This is a genomic window from Janthinobacterium sp. Ant5-2-1, assembly GCF_001445815.1.
In the GTDB taxonomy this organism is placed as follows: Bacteria; Pseudomonadota; Gammaproteobacteria; order Burkholderiales; family Burkholderiaceae_D; genus Janthinobacterium; species Janthinobacterium lividum_E.
Window position 1 is genome coordinate 30,721 of the sequence record NZ_LNCE01000008.1, and the last position, 15,414, is coordinate 46,134.

Sequence of the window (15,414 nt, forward strand, 5' to 3'; positions counted from 1 at the left end):
TCAGAGAAAAAAGGGAGGCGCCAGGCAAACGGCGCCAGTATCTGCAGCGCAATGCGCTGCGGGATTCATGCAGTTGTTACTTGGCTTGAACGCCCTTTTCAACCACTGCATCGCTAGCGACTACTGCCGTTACGGCCGCTACCGGGCTATTTGCCATCGTCAATTTATATGGCTGGACCGGCGTCACGCACAGGGCGTCGGAAACGATGGTGCGGTTCAGGATTGCCTTGTACAGGTCGTTAGGTACGGCGCTGTAGCGGCGCACCGGGTCGCGTTCGCTAGGCTGGGCCAGCGACAGGTAGTCGTCGCGGTTCAGCGCGCCGCCACCGGCACGTGCCGATTCCACCCATTTGTCGAAGTCCGCATCATTGACACCGTGGAACTTGAAGCGCATGCCCGAGAAACCGGCACCGCTGTAGTTCGCGGAGAAGCCTTTATAGACGCCAGGCTTGTTGATGACGGCATTCAACTGCGTTTCCATGCCCGGCATGGCGTAGATCTGACCTGCCAGTGCGGGGATGAAGAACGAGTTCATGACGGACGACGCGGTGATCTTGAAGCGGATTGGACGATCGACAGGCGCGTACAGTTCATTCACGGAAGCGATGCCTTGCTCCGGGTAGATGAACAGCCATTTCCAGTCCAGGGCCACGACTTCGACGATCATCGGCTTGTGGCTGGCAGGAATTGGGCGGTTGGCGTCGATACGGCTCAATGGGCGGTATGGATCGAGGGTGTGGGTGCTGATCCAGGTCAGCAGGCCCAGCACGATGATGATCAACAGGGGCGCGCCCCAGATAATCAGCTCGAGGCGAGTCGAGTGGTCCCAGTCCGGCTCGTATTTGGCCGCGGTGTTGTTTTTTCTATAGCGCCATGCGAAAAGCAGGGTCAGGGCGATTACCGGAACGATAATCAACAGCATCAGCAATGTCGAGATGACAATCAGATTGCCTTGCTGAACTGCGATGTCACCAGACGCGTTCAGTACCACCGTATTGCAACCAGCCAACAATGCGAGAGGTAAAAGAAGCAGTCCGCGACGAACTTTTAATGAAAACATACAGGAAAGTCCAGTACAGGGGATGAAGATATGGTACTGTATTCTCACTGGAGCGCGTTGGCAATTGGACGTTTTGTCCACCCCCTTGCTCGGATTTTCACTGGGTGGTTGCGGAGTTTTCCTACAACTACCTATTGAATAGTCCTACTCCGGGCGTGAGACACCCGGGGTATGTTACGCGTTGGCCGAACTCGAAACTATATTGGAGACGATCATCATGTCCAGCACGCGCATACACAGCGGGGATGTACCCGCCGACTTTTCCCCCCACTCCCTGCGCGACGCACGCGGGGCCGGCACGGTCGAATCGCATATCGACCCCGGTGAGATCGCCGTCGGCGTGATCATCGGCCGCGCTTCCGAATACTTTGACTTCTTTGTCTACGCCATCGCCTCGGTGCTGGTGTTTCCACGCGTCTTCTTCCCATTCGAAGAACGCCTGGAAGGTACCTTATATGCATTCCTGATCTTTTCGTTCGCCTTCATCGCCCGTCCGTTCGGCACCGTGATATTCATGGAGATCCAGCGCCGCATGGGACGCAGCGCCAAGCTGACGTTCGCCCTGTTCCTGCTGGGCGTGTCGACAGCCGGCATCGCCTTCCTGCCGACGTATTCCCACCTAGGCTTTGCCGCCATCATCTGGCTGTCCGTGCTGCGCATCGGCCAGGGTGTGGCGCTGGGCGGTTCGTGGGACGGCTTGCCGTCGCTGCTGGCCCTGAACGCGCCGGAAAACAAACGCGGCTGGTACGCCATGCTGGGCCAGCTGGGCGCACCGGTCGGCTTCCTGATCGCCGCCGGCCTGTTCTGGTTCATGCTGACCACCCTGACCGATGAAGATTTCCTCGACTGGGGCTGGCGCTATCCTTTCTATGTGGCTTTCGCCATCAACGTGGTGGCCCTGTTTGCCCGTCTGCGCCTGGTGTCGACGAATGAATATGCGCGCCTGCTCGACGAACGTGAACTGCAGCCCGTGAGCGTGTTTGAAATGAGCCGCGGCCAGGGCCGCAACGTGCTGATCGGCGCCCTCGCCGCGCTGGCCAGCTACGCCCTGTTCCACCTCGTCACCGTGTTCCCGCTGTCGTGGATTTCCGTCTACCAGACGCGTTCCGCTTCGGACTTCCTGCAAGTCCAGATGCTGGGCGCCGTGCTGGCCGCCATCGGCGTGGTGATTTCCGGCTTGCTGGCCGATAAAGTGGGCCGCCGCACCACCCTGGGCGTGCTGGCCGTGCTGATCGCCATCTTCAGCGCCTTCGTGCCAACCCTGATGGGTGGCGGCAATACGGGCCAGGACGTCTTCATCCTCGTCGGCTTCAGCCTGCTGGGCTTGTCCTACGGCCAGGCAGCCGGCGCCGTGACGGCCAACTTCCCTGCCCGCTTCCGCTACACGGGCGCGGCCTTGACGTCCGACCTGGCCTGGCTGGTCGGCGCCGGCTTCGCACCACTGGTGGCGCTGGGCCTGTCGGCCAACTTCGGCCTCGCCTATGTCAGCTTCTACCTGCTGTCGGGCGCCGTCGCTTCGCTGGCGGCCCTGAGCCTGAACCGGGCGCTGGAAATCCGCGACTGACATTTGGCAGCGCGCCGCCACCCGGAACACCCCAGAAAACGCCGGCACCGTCCGGCGTTTTTTCGTAGGTCGGCTTAGCCCGCAGGGCGTAAGCCGACAGGCGCCGCCACAAAGATCGTCAGATTACGCTGCGCTAATCTGACCTACGCAGCTAAAATTGACATATATAGGCAATCTGGGTCGCAGCGCGCCGCCACCCGGAACACCCCAGAAAACGCCGGCATCGTCCGGCGTTTTTTCGTAGGTCGGCTTAGCCCGCAGGGCGTAAGCCGACAGGCACCGCCACAAAGATTGTCAGATTACGCTGCGCTAATCTGACCTATGCAGCTAAAACCCCGGCCCGGCTCACTGTATCGCCAGTTGCCGCCCGCCCGTGCCTTCCTTCTTCGGCAAGTCCAGCAGCAGTACGCCATTTTCATAGCGGGCCTGCGCGCCGGCCTCGTCCACCTCGTGCGGCAGCACGAAGCTGCGGTATTGCTGGCCATACTCGCGTTCGCTGCGCACGGTCTTGCCACCACTGTCGCGCGTCACTCTTTCATCCTTGAGTTCGGCGCTGATGGAGACGCGGTTGCCGTCGATGGAAACCTTGATATCGTCCTTATTCACGCCGGGAATGTCCGCCTGTACCTGATAAGCTTGTTCGGTTTCGGAAATGTCGACACGCATGCGTGACGAACCGCCATCGCGCAGGCGCAAGGCGGGCGCGAAAAAGTCGTGCATGAATTCTTCCATGTCGCTGAACGGGTCGAAACGTGCCAGCGGGTTTTGCGGATCGCGACGGATCAGTTGATTAGCCATGATGTCCTCCTGCATGGGCTGGTTTGCACACGGCGGCCGTCCGCAGGGACGTCGCCACCTCTTGCATCTTAGGATGCTAACAACCAATCTCTTTGATCTGCCTCAATCGTGGCCAGCTTGATTTTCCTTCTCCTTCATCTGTGCGTTGCCCCGCATTGCACTGCCTTGCGACTGCGGAAAATGCCCCAAGGCTGTTATGCTAGCGCACGCTATGCTTGACCACCAGAAAGCTTGCATTTCAATTAAAATTGACTTTTCGCGACAGCCTTACACGGACATAATGAATACCAAGACCCCGATCGACTCCTTCAGCTTTCGCCGCATCCTCGCCCGCAACGTGACCTTGCCGCTGGTCATCGGGGTCGTCACGGCCCTCGTGTTCGTCGGCCTGATCGCCTATTTGCTGTCGGCCCTGCGCTCGGTCGAGCATTCCGAACGGGTGATCGGCAATGCGAATGAAGTCATGAAGTTGTCGGTCGACCTGGAAACGGGCATGCGCGGCTATTTGCTGACGGGTGACGAAACGTTTTTGGCGCCATATAAGTCGGGCAAGGCGAAGATCGCCGTCGAAATGAGCACCCTGCTGGAATTGATATCCGACAGCTCCATCCAGGTGGACCGCTTGCGCCGCATCCGCGCGCTGCAAGGCCAGTGGCTCGATTACGCTGAAGGCGTGATCGCCCAGCGCCGCAACAACCAGGAATTCCTTGCGCGCGTACGCCAGGGCGAAGGCAAGCTGGAGTTCGACGAAATCCGCCGCGAATTCCTCGCCTTCCTGTCCATGGAGCAGCGCTTGCGCCAGGAACGGGCCGATACGGCCGAAAGCCGCACCATGCTGGCAGTCATCGTGTTCCTCGTCCTCAGCCTGGGATTGTCGGGCCTGCTCGCCTACCTGGGACGCCGTGAATTGCTGCGCCTGTCCGATATCTACAACGATGCGCTCGAGCAGCGCGGCAAGGATAACGACGTGTTGCAGGAGCAAGCCTGGCTGCGCACGGGGCAGACGGAACTGGCGGCCCACACGAGCGGCCAGCTGGGCTTGCCGCAACTGGGACGCCATGTGCTGGACTTCCTCGCCCACCGCCTCGACGTGGCCATCGCCACCCTGTACGTCGTCGACGAGGATGGCAGCCTGCGTCGCACGGCCGTGTATGGCTTCAACGATCAGGGCGTGAAGGACAAGCAGGTGTTCAAGCTGGGCGAAGGCCTGGTGGGCGAGACGGCGCGCGAAAAGCGCCTCAAGCATGTGCAGCAAGTGCCCGAGAATTACCTGACCGTGACGTCGAGCCTGGGCCGCGGCGCGCCGCTGGAACTGGTTTTAGCACCCGTCAACAATGAAGGCGTCGTCAACGGCGTCATCGAACTGGGTTTTACGCATCCCGTCAGCGCCCGCGCCAAGGAATGGCTGAATCTGATTGCAGCGAATGTCGGCACCTCGCTTGAGGCTGCCCTGTACCGCCAGCGCCTGCAAAACGTGCTCGAAGAAACCCAGCAACTGAATGAAGAACTGGAAGTGCAGCAGGAAGAACTGCGCACGGCCAATGAAGAGCTTGGCGAGCAGTCGCGCGTGCTGGAACAGTCGCAAGCCCACCTGGAAGAGCAAAAGGCGGCGCTGGAGCAGTCGAACGAGCAGCTGGCCGTGCAGGCCCTGTCGCTGGACCAGAAGAACATGGCCATCGTCCAGGCGCACGCCCAGCTGGAAGCGCGCGCCGAGGAACTGCAGCGGGCCAGCCGCTACAAGTCAGAATTCCTGGCGAACATGTCGCATGAGCTGCGCACGCCGCTGAACAGCTCGCTGATCCTGTCCAAGCTGCTATCGGACAACACCAGCGGCAACCTGACGGCCGAGCAAGTGACATTTGCGCAAACCATCTATTCGGCCGGCAACGATTTACTCACCCTCATCAACGATATCCTCGACATTTCCAAGGTCGAGGCCGGCAAGCTGGAATTGACGCCGGAAAGCGTGCCCTTCGACGAACTGCTCAGCAGCATGAAAATGCTGTTCGGCGCCCAGGCGCAGCAAAAGAAACTGACGCTGAGCGTCAAGGTGGCGCCGGACTCTCCGCCTTCGCTCGTCAGCGACCGCCAGCGCCTCGAGCAAATCCTGAAAAACCTGCTGTCGAACGCCATCAAGTTTACCGATACGGGCACGGTGTCCCTGCACGTGAGCACCGATGCAGCCGGCCAGGTACGCTTCCAGGTGCAGGATTCGGGCATCGGCATTGCCGACGACCAGCAGCACAAGATTTTCGACGCTTTCCACCAGGCCGACGGCACCACCAGCCGCCGCTATGGCGGCACGGGCCTGGGCCTGTCGATTTCGCGCGACCTGGCCGCCTTGCTGGGCGGCAGCATCGAGCTGGCCAGCACGCCAGGCCAGGGCAGCACGTTTACCCTGGTGCTGCCGGCCGTCATGCCGGAGCGCGCCGTGGAAGCGGAGCCGGCCCCGGCCGCAGTGCCGCAAGCGCCCGCAAAAATCGCGGCCGCCGCGCCCAAGGCGGCGCCCGCCGCCAAGCCCGTGCCGCTGCCCATCTTCCAGGATGACCGCGACAGCGTGCCGGCCGCCAAGACGGGTCAGCGTTCCGTGCTTGTAATCGAGGATGAACCGTCGTTTGCCGGCATCCTGTTCGACCTCGCGCATGAAATGCAATACCGTTGCCTGGTGGCGCACGGCGCCGATGAAGGCTTGCGCCTGGCCGAGGAATTCCTGCCCGACGCCATCCTGCTCGACATGGGCTTGCCGGACCGCCCGGGCTTGCTGGTCTTGCAGCAACTCAAGGAAAACCCGCTGACGCGGCACATTCCCGTGCACATCGTGTCCGGCAACGACCAGATGCAGGAAGCCATGCAGCTGGGCGCCATCGGCTACGCCACCAAGCCGCGCACGCGCGAACAGTTGAAGGAAGTGTTCCGCAAGCTCGAGTCGAAATTCACGCAGCAGATGAAGCGCATCCTGCTGGTCGAGGACGACGAACGCCAGCGGGAAAGCGTGGTGCACCTGATCAGCGACGACGACGTGGAAATCACGGCCGTGGCCTTGGGCGAGCAGGCGCTGGAGTTGCTGAAAACGCAGATTTTCGACTGCATGATCATCGACTTGAAGCTGCCCGATATCCAGGGCAACGAATTGCTCGAACGCATGGAACATGAAGAACTGTGCTCATTCCCGCCCGTCATCGTCTACACGGGCCGCAACCTCAGCCGCGAAGAAGAAGCGGACCTGATGAAGTATTCGCGCTCCATCATCATCAAGGGCGCCCGCTCGCCCGAACGCCTGCTCGACGAGGTCACCCTCTTCCTGCACAAGGTGGAATCCGAACTGTCAAGCGAGCGCCAGGGCATGCTGCAGCAGGTACGCAGCCGCGAACGCGTGTTTGAAGGGCGCAAGATTTTGCTGGTGGACGACGACGTGCGCAATATCTTTGCCCTGACGAATGCGCTGGAACAGCGAGGCGTGGTGGTGGAAATCGGCCGCAACGGCTTCGAAGCCATCAGCAAGCTCAACAGCGTGGACGATATCGACCTCGTGCTGATGGACGTCATGATGCCGGGCATGGATGGCCTGGAAGCCACGCGATTGATCCGCGCCGATGGCCGCTACAACAAGCTGCCCATCATCGCCATCACGGCCAAGGCCATGAAGAATGACCAGGAAGAATGCCTGCAGGCGGGCGCGTCCGACTACCTGGCCAAGCCCATCGACCTCGATCGTTTGTATTCGCTGCTGCGCGTGTGGATGCCGAAGATGGAACGCATCTGATGTCCCAGCGCACCACAGACGCGCAACTGCACGCGCTGATGGAAGCGCTGTATCAGCGCTACAGCTATGATTTTCGCGACTATTCCCTGCCCTCGCAACGGCGGCGCCTCAATCACGCGCTTGACCGTTTGCACTGTGCAGACGTGGCCGCTTTACAGCAGCGCGTGCTGGACGACCCGGTCGCCTTCGGCGCGCTGCTGCAGATTTTGACCGTACCGGTCACGCAAATGTTCCGAGACCCGGCGTTTTTCCGCGCCTTGCGCGAACACGTGGTGCCCGTGCTGAAAACCTACCCGTCGCCGACCATCTGGGTGGCCGGCTGCTGCACGGGGGAGGAAGCGCTGTCGCTGGCCATCGTGCTGCACGAGGAAGGCTTGCTCGAACGCAGCACGATCTACGCCACCGACATCAATCCGCAAGCGCTGGCCACGGCCGCGCGCGGTGCGTATCCGCTGCACCGGATCGACGAGTATGGCGCCAACTATCTGGCTGCGGGCGGCCTGGGCCATCTGGCCGACTACTACACGGTCGAGCATGCCACGGCGCGTTTCCAGCAGCGTCTGCTCGACAGTATCAATTTTGCCGACCACAGCTTGTCCACGGACAGCGTGTTTATTGAAACGCAACTGATTTTGTGCCGTAACGTACTGATTTACTTTAATAAAACCTTGCAGGAACGGGCCCTGGGCCTGTTCCACGATTCGCTGTGCCACCGGGGATTCCTGGGCCTGGGCAGCAAGGAAAGCACGCATTTCACGCGCTTTGCCGCCGACTTCGAACCATTGCCGGGTCCCGAAAAGCTCTACCGCAAGCGTGCGCCGTCGCACGCCGCTTCCCACTACGCTGGGCGGCACATGCCAGGAATGAAACATGATGAATGAAACGAGCACCAAACTATTGATCGTCGACGACTTGCCGGAGAACTTGCGCGCGCTCAATGCGCTGATACGCGAGAGCGACCGCAGCGTCTACCAGGCCTCGTCCGGCGAAGAAGCGCTGGCCTTGCTGCTCGAGCACGATTTCGCGCTGGCCATCCTCGACGTGCAAATGCCGGAAATGGATGGTTTTGAATTGGCGCAATTGATGCGCGGCACGGAAAAGACGCGCCACATCCCCATCGTCTTCGTCACGGCGGCCGGCAAAGAAATGAATTTCGCCTTCCAGGGTTATGAAAGCGGCGCCGTCGACTTCCTGCACAAGCCGCTAGACATCAATGCCGTGCAAAGCAAGGTCAATGTTTTCGTTGCCCTGCACCAGCAGCGCAGCGAGACGCGGCGCCAGGTACAGGCGCTTGAGCACAGCCGCCAGCAGCAGGAAGCGCTGTTGAAGGAATTGCGCGCCACGCAGGCGGAACTGCAGCGCTCGCTACGCCTGCGCGACGAATTCATGTCGATGGTGGCGCACGAACTGCGCACGCCCTTGAACACCTTGTTCCTGGAAACGCAGATGCGCACCGTCAACCTGGAACGGGGCAACCTGGCCGCCTTCGAGCCGGACAAGCTGGGCAAGATGGTGGCGCGCGACGGGCGGCAAATCCGCAGCATGGTGCGCCTGATCGACGACATGCTCGACGTGTCGCGCATCACCAGCGGCAAGCTGTCGATCCGCCGCGAAGCCGTCGACCTGACCAGCCTCGTGCGCCGGGTGGCGGACGACCTGGCGCCGTATGCGGCCACGACGGGCAGCGTGCTGGAAGTGATGGCCTTCGAGCCCATCGAGGGATTCTGGGATGCCTTCCGCGTCGAGCAAATCGTTGTCAACCTGATCAGCAACGCCGTGCGTTACGGCCAGGGCCAGCCTGTGGAAATCAGCCTGGCGCATACGCAGAACAGCGCCGTCATCGAAGTGCGCGACCATGGCATCGGCATCAACGCGCGCGACCAGGAACGCATCTTCGACGCTTTCGAGCGCGTCATGCACCAGGACCGCACGGGTGGCCTGGGCCTGGGCCTGTTCATCACCAAGCAGCTGGTCGATGCGCATGGCGGCGCCATCACCCTGCAAAGCCAGCCCGGCAATGGCGCCCTGTTCAGCGTCACCCTGCCGCTGGCCGGCAGCTGAGGCCGGCATGACCAGCACACCCGTCCCCCGCAGCCAGGCCGGCGCCAGCGGCGTCGCCTTCCTGCTGCAACTGGAACGCCGGCTGCGCCTGCTGCAAGACACGGGCGACATCCTTTCCTTGTCGGCGCAGCTGCTGGGACAGCGCCTGGGCGCCCAGCAAGTGGCCTGTTTCGATATCGACCAGACCCTGCAACGCCCCACCCTGCAGCATGCGTGGAACGATGGCCTGGCACCGGGCGCCGCCGGCGAGTATTTCCTCGGCGATTATGCGGCCCGCCTGGCCGATGCGCTGGCCTCCGGCCAGGCGCTCGCCGTCAGCGACGTGGCCAGCGACCCGCGCACGGCCATGCCGGCCGCGCTGGCCACGTTCGCGCGCCTGGGCATCCGCGCCTTCCTGAACATTCCGATTGCCAAGGATGGCCAGCTGGCGGCCCTGTTCGTCGTGCACAGCAGCGCGGCGCGCCTGTGGCATGCGGACGAGATCGAACTGGCTGTGCAAGTGTCGGAACGCGTCTGGTCGACCATTTTGCGGGCCCGGGCGGAGTCGCGTTTGCGCGCCCTGACTGCCAGCATGGAAATACAAGTGGCCGAGCGCACGCGCGAATTCGGCCGCACCTGGAACGTCAGCCCCGACTTGTTGGGCGTGCTTAATCTCGACGGCTATTTCGAACACTCGAACCCCGCCTGGCAAGCCACCCTGGGCTGGTCGACGGAAGAAATCCGCACGACGAAATTTTTTGAGCTGATCCACCCGGACGACTTGTCGCGCACCTATGCGGCCTGGGACGCGGCCAACCAGGGCCAACCGGCGCTGCGCTTCGAAAACCGCTACCGCCACAAGCTGGGCGGCTGGCACTGGCTGTCGTGGGTGGCCGTGCCCGAAGGTGAGAAGGTGTATTGCAGCGCGCGCGACATCACCGTGGAAAAGAAGCTGGAAGCGGACCTGGCCGCGCGCAACAGCGAACGCGAGCGGCTGTGGCGCAGCGCGCAAGACCTGATGGTGGCCATCGATGCCGAGGGCTGCTTTGCCGCCGTCAACCCGGCCGCCGGCGCCATCCTGGGCTGGCTGCCCGAAGAAATGCTGGGCCGCAGCATCTTCGACTTCGTGCTGCCCGAGGATGCGGCCGCCACGCACCAGGCGCTGGAGCAAGTGAGGCAGGAAGCCATGTCCAGCGTTGAAAACCGCTACCGGCACCGCGATGGCGGCCACCGCTGGCTGTCGTGGGTGGCGGCCATCGAAGGCGACCTGATTTTCGCCACCGGGCGCCACGTCACCGTGGAAAAAGAGGCGCAAAACACCCTGCGCAGCATGCAGGAATCGTTGCGCCACAGCGAGATGGCCCTGCTGCAATCGCAAAAGCTCGAAGCGCTGGGCAAGCTGACGGGCGGCGTGGCACATGATTTCAATAACGTGCTGCAAATTATCTCGGGCAATCTGCAGCTGCTGCAGCTGACCTTGGACCGCGATCCGCTGGCCGCCAAGCGCATCGCCAGCGCCTCGGCCGCCGTGGAACGGGGCGCCAAGCTGTCGGCCCAGCTGCTGGCCTTTGCTCGGCGTCAACCGCTCAAACCGCTGGTGACGGATTTGGCGCACCTGCTGCGCTCGACGGAAGAGCTGTTGCGGCGCGCCACGGGTGAAACCATCGAAACGCGCTGGCTGCTGGCCGACGACTGCTGGCGCGCCCTGGTCGACCCGCACCAGCTGGAAAACGTCATCCTCAACCTGGCCATCAACGCGCGCGACGCCATGGATGGCCAGGGCCAGTTGACCATCGAACTGAGCAACATCGTGCTGGGCAGCGACTACGCGGCCCGCCATGCGGACGTGGCGCCCGGCGACTATGTGCAGCTGGCTGTCTCGGATACGGGCACTGGCATTCCCGCCGAGCTGCTGGACAAGATTTTCGAACCGTTCTTCACGACCAAGAAGGAAGGCGAAGGCACGGGCCTGGGCCTGTCCATGGCGTACGGCTTCCTGCGCCAGAGCGGCGGCCACCTGACGGTGGACAGTTTGCCCGGTCATGGCAGCACCTTCCGCATCTATCTGCCGCGTTCGCTGGAAGCGGAAACGGAACTGCCGCTGCAGCTGGGCGGCCCCGTGCTGGGCGGCAAGGAAACCATCCTCGTCGTGGAAGACGACGTGCAGGTGCAGACGACGGTGGTCGACATGTTGCGCGGCCTGGGTTACGTCGTGCTGCGCGCCAGCGATGGCGAAAGCGCGCTGGCCGTCATCGGCAGCAGCGTCCCCATCGACCTGCTGTTTACGGACGTGGTGATGCCGGGCAAGGTAGCCAGCACGGCGCTGGCGCGCCAGGCCCGCGTGCTATTGCCGCAACTGGCCGTATTGTTTACCTCGGGCTATACGCAGGATGCCATGATGCAGGGCGGCCGGCTGGAACCGGGGGTCGAATTGTTGAGCAAACCGTACCGGCGCGAAGACCTGGCGCGGCGCATCCGCCACCTGCTGGCCAACGGCCGCCACGTGACGGCCCTGCACCAGTATCGCGCGCAGCTGGCGCCGCAACCTGCCGCACCCGCGCAGCCGGCGGGACGCCATATTTTGTTGGTGGAAGACAATGCCGACGCGCGCGCCATGACGAGCGACCTGCTGGCCATGCTCGGCCACACGGTGCTGGCCGTGGGCACGGCCGAGGAAGCCTTGCCCCTGCTGGGTACGCCGGGACTGGAACTGCTGCTGACCGATATCAGTCTGCCGCAGATGTCGGGCGTCGAGCTGGCCGAGGTCGCGGCGCGCGAGCAGCCGCAGCTGGAAGTGGTGTTTTCCACCGGCCATGCGCCGGCCAATTCCGGCGTGCTGGACCCGCAAGCGCGCTTCCTCGTCAAACCATTTAGCGTCGAACAATTGCAGCTGGCGTTGCTGGCGCCAATTCAGTAAACGTCGAGCCGGCGCGTCTTCAGTGCGCCGGCCAGCTCTTCCAGGCCAAACGGCTTGCGCAGGAAGCGCGCGCTGGCGTCCTGCATCAGGCTGGCGCCCCAGTCGTGTCCTGAAGCAAACACCACGTCCAGCTGCGGCCAGTGCGCGCGCGCATGGCGCGCCAGTTCCAGGCCGGACATGGTGGGCAGGCTGATGTCCGTCACCAGCACGTCCAGGCCCGGCATGGCCAGGAGCGGCATGGCCGCTTCCGCGCTGGCCACGCCGTGCACGGTGTGTCCCAGCATATTGAGCATTTCCGTCGTCATTTCGCGCGCATCGTCGTTGTCTTCCACCAGCAGGATGCGCCGCCCGGACGGGTCGGGCGCGCCCACCAGGCGGCGGTCGGCCAGCAAATGGCGGATGCGCCGCGCCAGGTCTTCGCGCTGGTAGGGTTTGCTGAGCAGCTCCACGCCCGGGTCCAGGCGACCGCCCTGCATGATGGCGTTGTGCGTGTAGCCCGAAGTAAACAATACGGCCAGCTCCGGCAGCAGCAACTTGGCCTGCTGCGCCAGTTCCTTGCTGCTGACGGGACCGGGCATGACCACGTCCGTAAACAGCAGGTCGATGGCCACGCCCGTGCCCAGCAGGGCCAGGGCCGAGGCCCCGTCATCGGCATGCAGCACGTCGTAGCCGAGGCCGCGCAGCATGTCGACTACCGTGTGTTGCACGGGCGCATCGTCTTCCACCACCAGGATGGTCTCGCCACCGCCCAGCACGGGGCCCGTCAGGCTAGCAGGCGGCTCGGCCAGTTTTTCCAGCGAGCGCGGTAAATATATTTTGAACGTCGTGCCGGCGCCCGGCGCGCTGTGCACCTTGATGTGGCCCGCGCTCTGGCGGATGAAGCCGTAGGCCATGGACAGACCCAGGCCCGTGCCCTCGCCTTCGCGCTTGGTGGTGAAGAACGGTTCGAAGATCTGGTCGATCACGTCCCGCTCCATGCCGTGGCCCGTGTCGGTGATGGTCAGCAGCACGTATTGCCCCTCCAGCACGTCCGCATGCTGGCTTGCGTAGGCGGCGTCGAGCGTGACGTTACTCAAGGTGAACGTCAGGCGTCCGCCCTTGTCCATCGCGTCGCGCGCATTGATGGCCATGTTCAGCAGCACGTTTTCCATCTGGTTCGGGTCGACCAGGGTATGCCACAAGCCTTCGCTGATAAAGGTTTCCTCGCTAATCGCCTCGCCCAGCGCGCGGCGGATCAGCTCATGCATGCGGCGCAACAAGCGGCCCAGGTCCGTCACCAGCGGTTTCAACGGCTGGCGCCGCGCAAAGGCCAGCAGCTGCGACGACAGCTTGGCGCCCCGCTCGACGGCCGAGGCGGCCGAATCGAGGCGCCGGGCTGCTTGCGGATTGTCGGCCACCGTCAGTTTCAGCAACTGCAAATTGCCCGAGATAATTTGCAGGACGTTGTTGAAATCGTGGGCCACTCCGCCCGTCAGCTTGCCGATCGATTCCAGTTTTTGCGCCTGCAATAAAGCTTGCTCGCTGCGCACCAGCGCCAGCCGCGCCTCTTTTTCATCGGTGACGTCGCGGCCGATGGCGTGGATCAGCTTTTGCGCCGGCACGGCCGTCCAGGAAATCCAGCGGTAGCCGCCATCTCGGCGCCGGTAGCGGTTTTCCATGCGCAAGGTGGGCGCGCCGTGGGCCAGGCGCGACAAGTCCTGCAGGGCCGCCATGCGGTCGTCGGGATGCACGAGGCTGATGAAATCCATGCCCAGCGATTCGACTTCCGGGCGCTCGAGTATCTTGCTCCAGGCCGGATTGACGGCGATGATCATGCCAGACAGGTCCGCTACCAGCATGATGTCGGTCGACAGTCGCCACATGCGGTCGCGGTCGGCCGTGCGGTTGGCCATTTCCACTTCCAGCGAGGAATTCAGGTAGGCCATCTTTTCCAGCACGTTCTTCTGTTCCTGCACGTCCGTATTCGTGCCCACCCAGCGCAGCACCTTGCCGGCCTCGTCGAACAAGGGCAAGGCGCGCGCCAGGAACCAGCGGTAGGCGCCGTCGCTGGCGCGGCGCATGCGGAACTCCTGTTCATAGGCGCTGGCCGTGGCGACGGCACGGTCCCAGCTCTGTTGGGTGGACAGCAAGTCGTCCGGATGCACGCAGTGGCGGAAACCGCTGGACACGAGCGACTTCATCGATTGTCCCGTGTATTCGCACACCTGTTCGTTGACCCAGTAGGTGGCGCCGCTGCCATGCGCCAGCCAGGCTTGGTTGGGCATGGTGGAAGCGAGCGAACGGAACTGCGCCTCGCTGTCGAGCAAGGCATTACGGGCCTGCCAGTGTTCGTCGATATCCTCGCACGAGCCATACCATTTCACGGCTTGGCCGCGCTCGTCTCGCCGGCAATATGCGCGCGAATGCACCCAGCGGTACTGACCGTCCTGCCGGCGCACGCGCATTTCCTGGTCGAAAGGCTGGCCGCTGCCCACCGCTTCGCTCCAGGCCGCCAGGGAATGGGGGATGTCTTCCGGGTGGATGGCGTCCAGCCAGCTGGTGCCCAGACCGTTGCAGCCCGTCCATTCGCGCCAGCGCTGCGCGACATAGTCGAGCTTGCCGTCGACATCGGCCGTCCACAGCACCTGCGTGTTCAGCTCGATGGCGTAATGAAAGTGTTCGCGGCTGTCGTGCAGCGCCTGTTCCAGCTGGCCCCGTTCGATGACATGCGCGGCCACGCGTGCGGCCAGCGCCAGCAGTTCGATCTCCGGTTGCGTGGGATGGCATGTCGCCTGGAAAAACAGGCCCAAGACGCCCAGGATATGCCCCTTGGCGCCAAAGACGGGGGCGACCCAGCAGGCGCGGTAGCCATGCAGCAAGGCTTCCTTGCGTCCCGCGCTCCAGTGCACGTCGCGCGTGATGTCGCCGCAATACACGGGCGCGCCGGAAAAGGCCGCCGTGCCGAACGGGGAAGGCTGTTCGCCGCCGTGGCGCAAGGCCAGGCACAGGTCTTGTGGCAGGCTGGGTGCGGACAAGCCGCAAAAGCGGTCGGACTCGTCGATCAGCACCAGACAGGCATGCGCGCCGCCATCGGCCAGCTCTTGCAGCGCCAGCAACAAATGCTCCAATGCATGGGCCAGGTCGGCGCCTGCCGCGATGCTGCCCAGCGCACTATGCTCGGCGTCCAGCAAGGAAAGAATGTTGTTTGCGTGCACCGTGTCGATAAGGGGAAAACTGATGCCCGGAATATACCATGTGGCACCCCTCTTGCAGGAGGAAAACAGCGTACTGCT

Annotated in this window: 8 protein-coding genes; 5 read left to right on the forward strand and 3 right to left on the reverse strand. The window is 63.1% G+C overall.

Going from position 1 to position 15,414, the window contains the following annotated elements:
• Positions 1-76 precede the first annotated feature (76 nt).
• Positions 77-1,060 carry a ubiquinol oxidase subunit II gene (gene cyoA, locus ASN89_RS02100; RefSeq protein WP_046682726.1) on the reverse strand — a complete coding sequence of 328 codons (984 nt, stop codon included), beginning with the start codon at positions 1,058-1,060 and terminating at the stop codon, positions 77-79.
• A gap of 217 nt (positions 1,061-1,277) precedes the next feature.
• Here cyoA and ASN89_RS02105 point away from each other — a divergent pair, with 217 nt between their 5' ends.
• A complete protein-coding gene (locus tag ASN89_RS02105) occupies positions 1,278-2,624 on the forward strand; it encodes an MFS transporter (RefSeq protein ID WP_058048104.1) in 1,347 nt (448 codons plus the stop codon).
• A 345-nt stretch (positions 2,625-2,969) separates the two neighbouring features.
• Here ASN89_RS02105 and ASN89_RS02110 read toward each other — a convergent pair whose 3' ends face one another.
• Positions 2,970-3,422, reverse strand: coding sequence for an Hsp20/alpha crystallin family protein (locus ASN89_RS02110; RefSeq protein ID WP_058048168.1), 453 nt, complete (start codon positions 3,420-3,422; stop codon positions 2,970-2,972).
• A 280-nt stretch (positions 3,423-3,702) separates the two neighbouring features.
• Here ASN89_RS02110 and ASN89_RS02115 point away from each other — a divergent pair, with 280 nt between their 5' ends.
• From ASN89_RS02115 to ASN89_RS02130, 4 genes are read left to right on the forward strand one after another with little or no spacing between them, the layout of a single operon-like run.
• Complete coding sequence (locus ASN89_RS02115) at positions 3,703-7,185, forward strand: response regulator (protein WP_058048105.1); 3,483 nt, start codon at positions 3,703-3,705, stop codon at positions 7,183-7,185.
• Positions 7,185-8,066 carry a CheR family methyltransferase gene (locus ASN89_RS02120; protein WP_058048106.1) on the forward strand — a complete coding sequence of 294 codons (882 nt, stop codon included), beginning with the start codon at positions 7,185-7,187 and terminating at the stop codon, positions 8,064-8,066. Before ASN89_RS02115 ends, ASN89_RS02120 begins: the two co-directional genes overlap by 1 nt.
• Entirely contained in the window at positions 8,056-9,246 is a 1,191-nt protein-coding gene (locus tag ASN89_RS02125; protein WP_046682729.1) for a hybrid sensor histidine kinase/response regulator, read from the forward strand. Before ASN89_RS02120 ends, ASN89_RS02125 begins: the two co-directional genes overlap by 11 nt.
• A gap of 7 nt (positions 9,247-9,253) precedes the next feature.
• Positions 9,254-12,142 carry a PAS domain S-box protein gene (locus ASN89_RS02130; RefSeq protein ID WP_058048107.1) on the forward strand — a complete coding sequence of 963 codons (2,889 nt, stop codon included), beginning with the start codon at positions 9,254-9,256 and terminating at the stop codon, positions 12,140-12,142.
• Here the strand turns inward: ASN89_RS02130 and ASN89_RS02135 are convergent.
• Positions 12,136-15,336: a PAS domain-containing protein gene (locus ASN89_RS02135; protein ID WP_235501826.1), complete on the reverse strand. Its 3,201-nt coding sequence runs from the start codon at positions 15,334-15,336 to the stop codon at positions 12,136-12,138. The two genes, ASN89_RS02130 and ASN89_RS02135, sit on opposite strands and share 7 nt — an antisense overlap.
• Positions 15,337-15,414 lie beyond the last annotated feature (78 nt).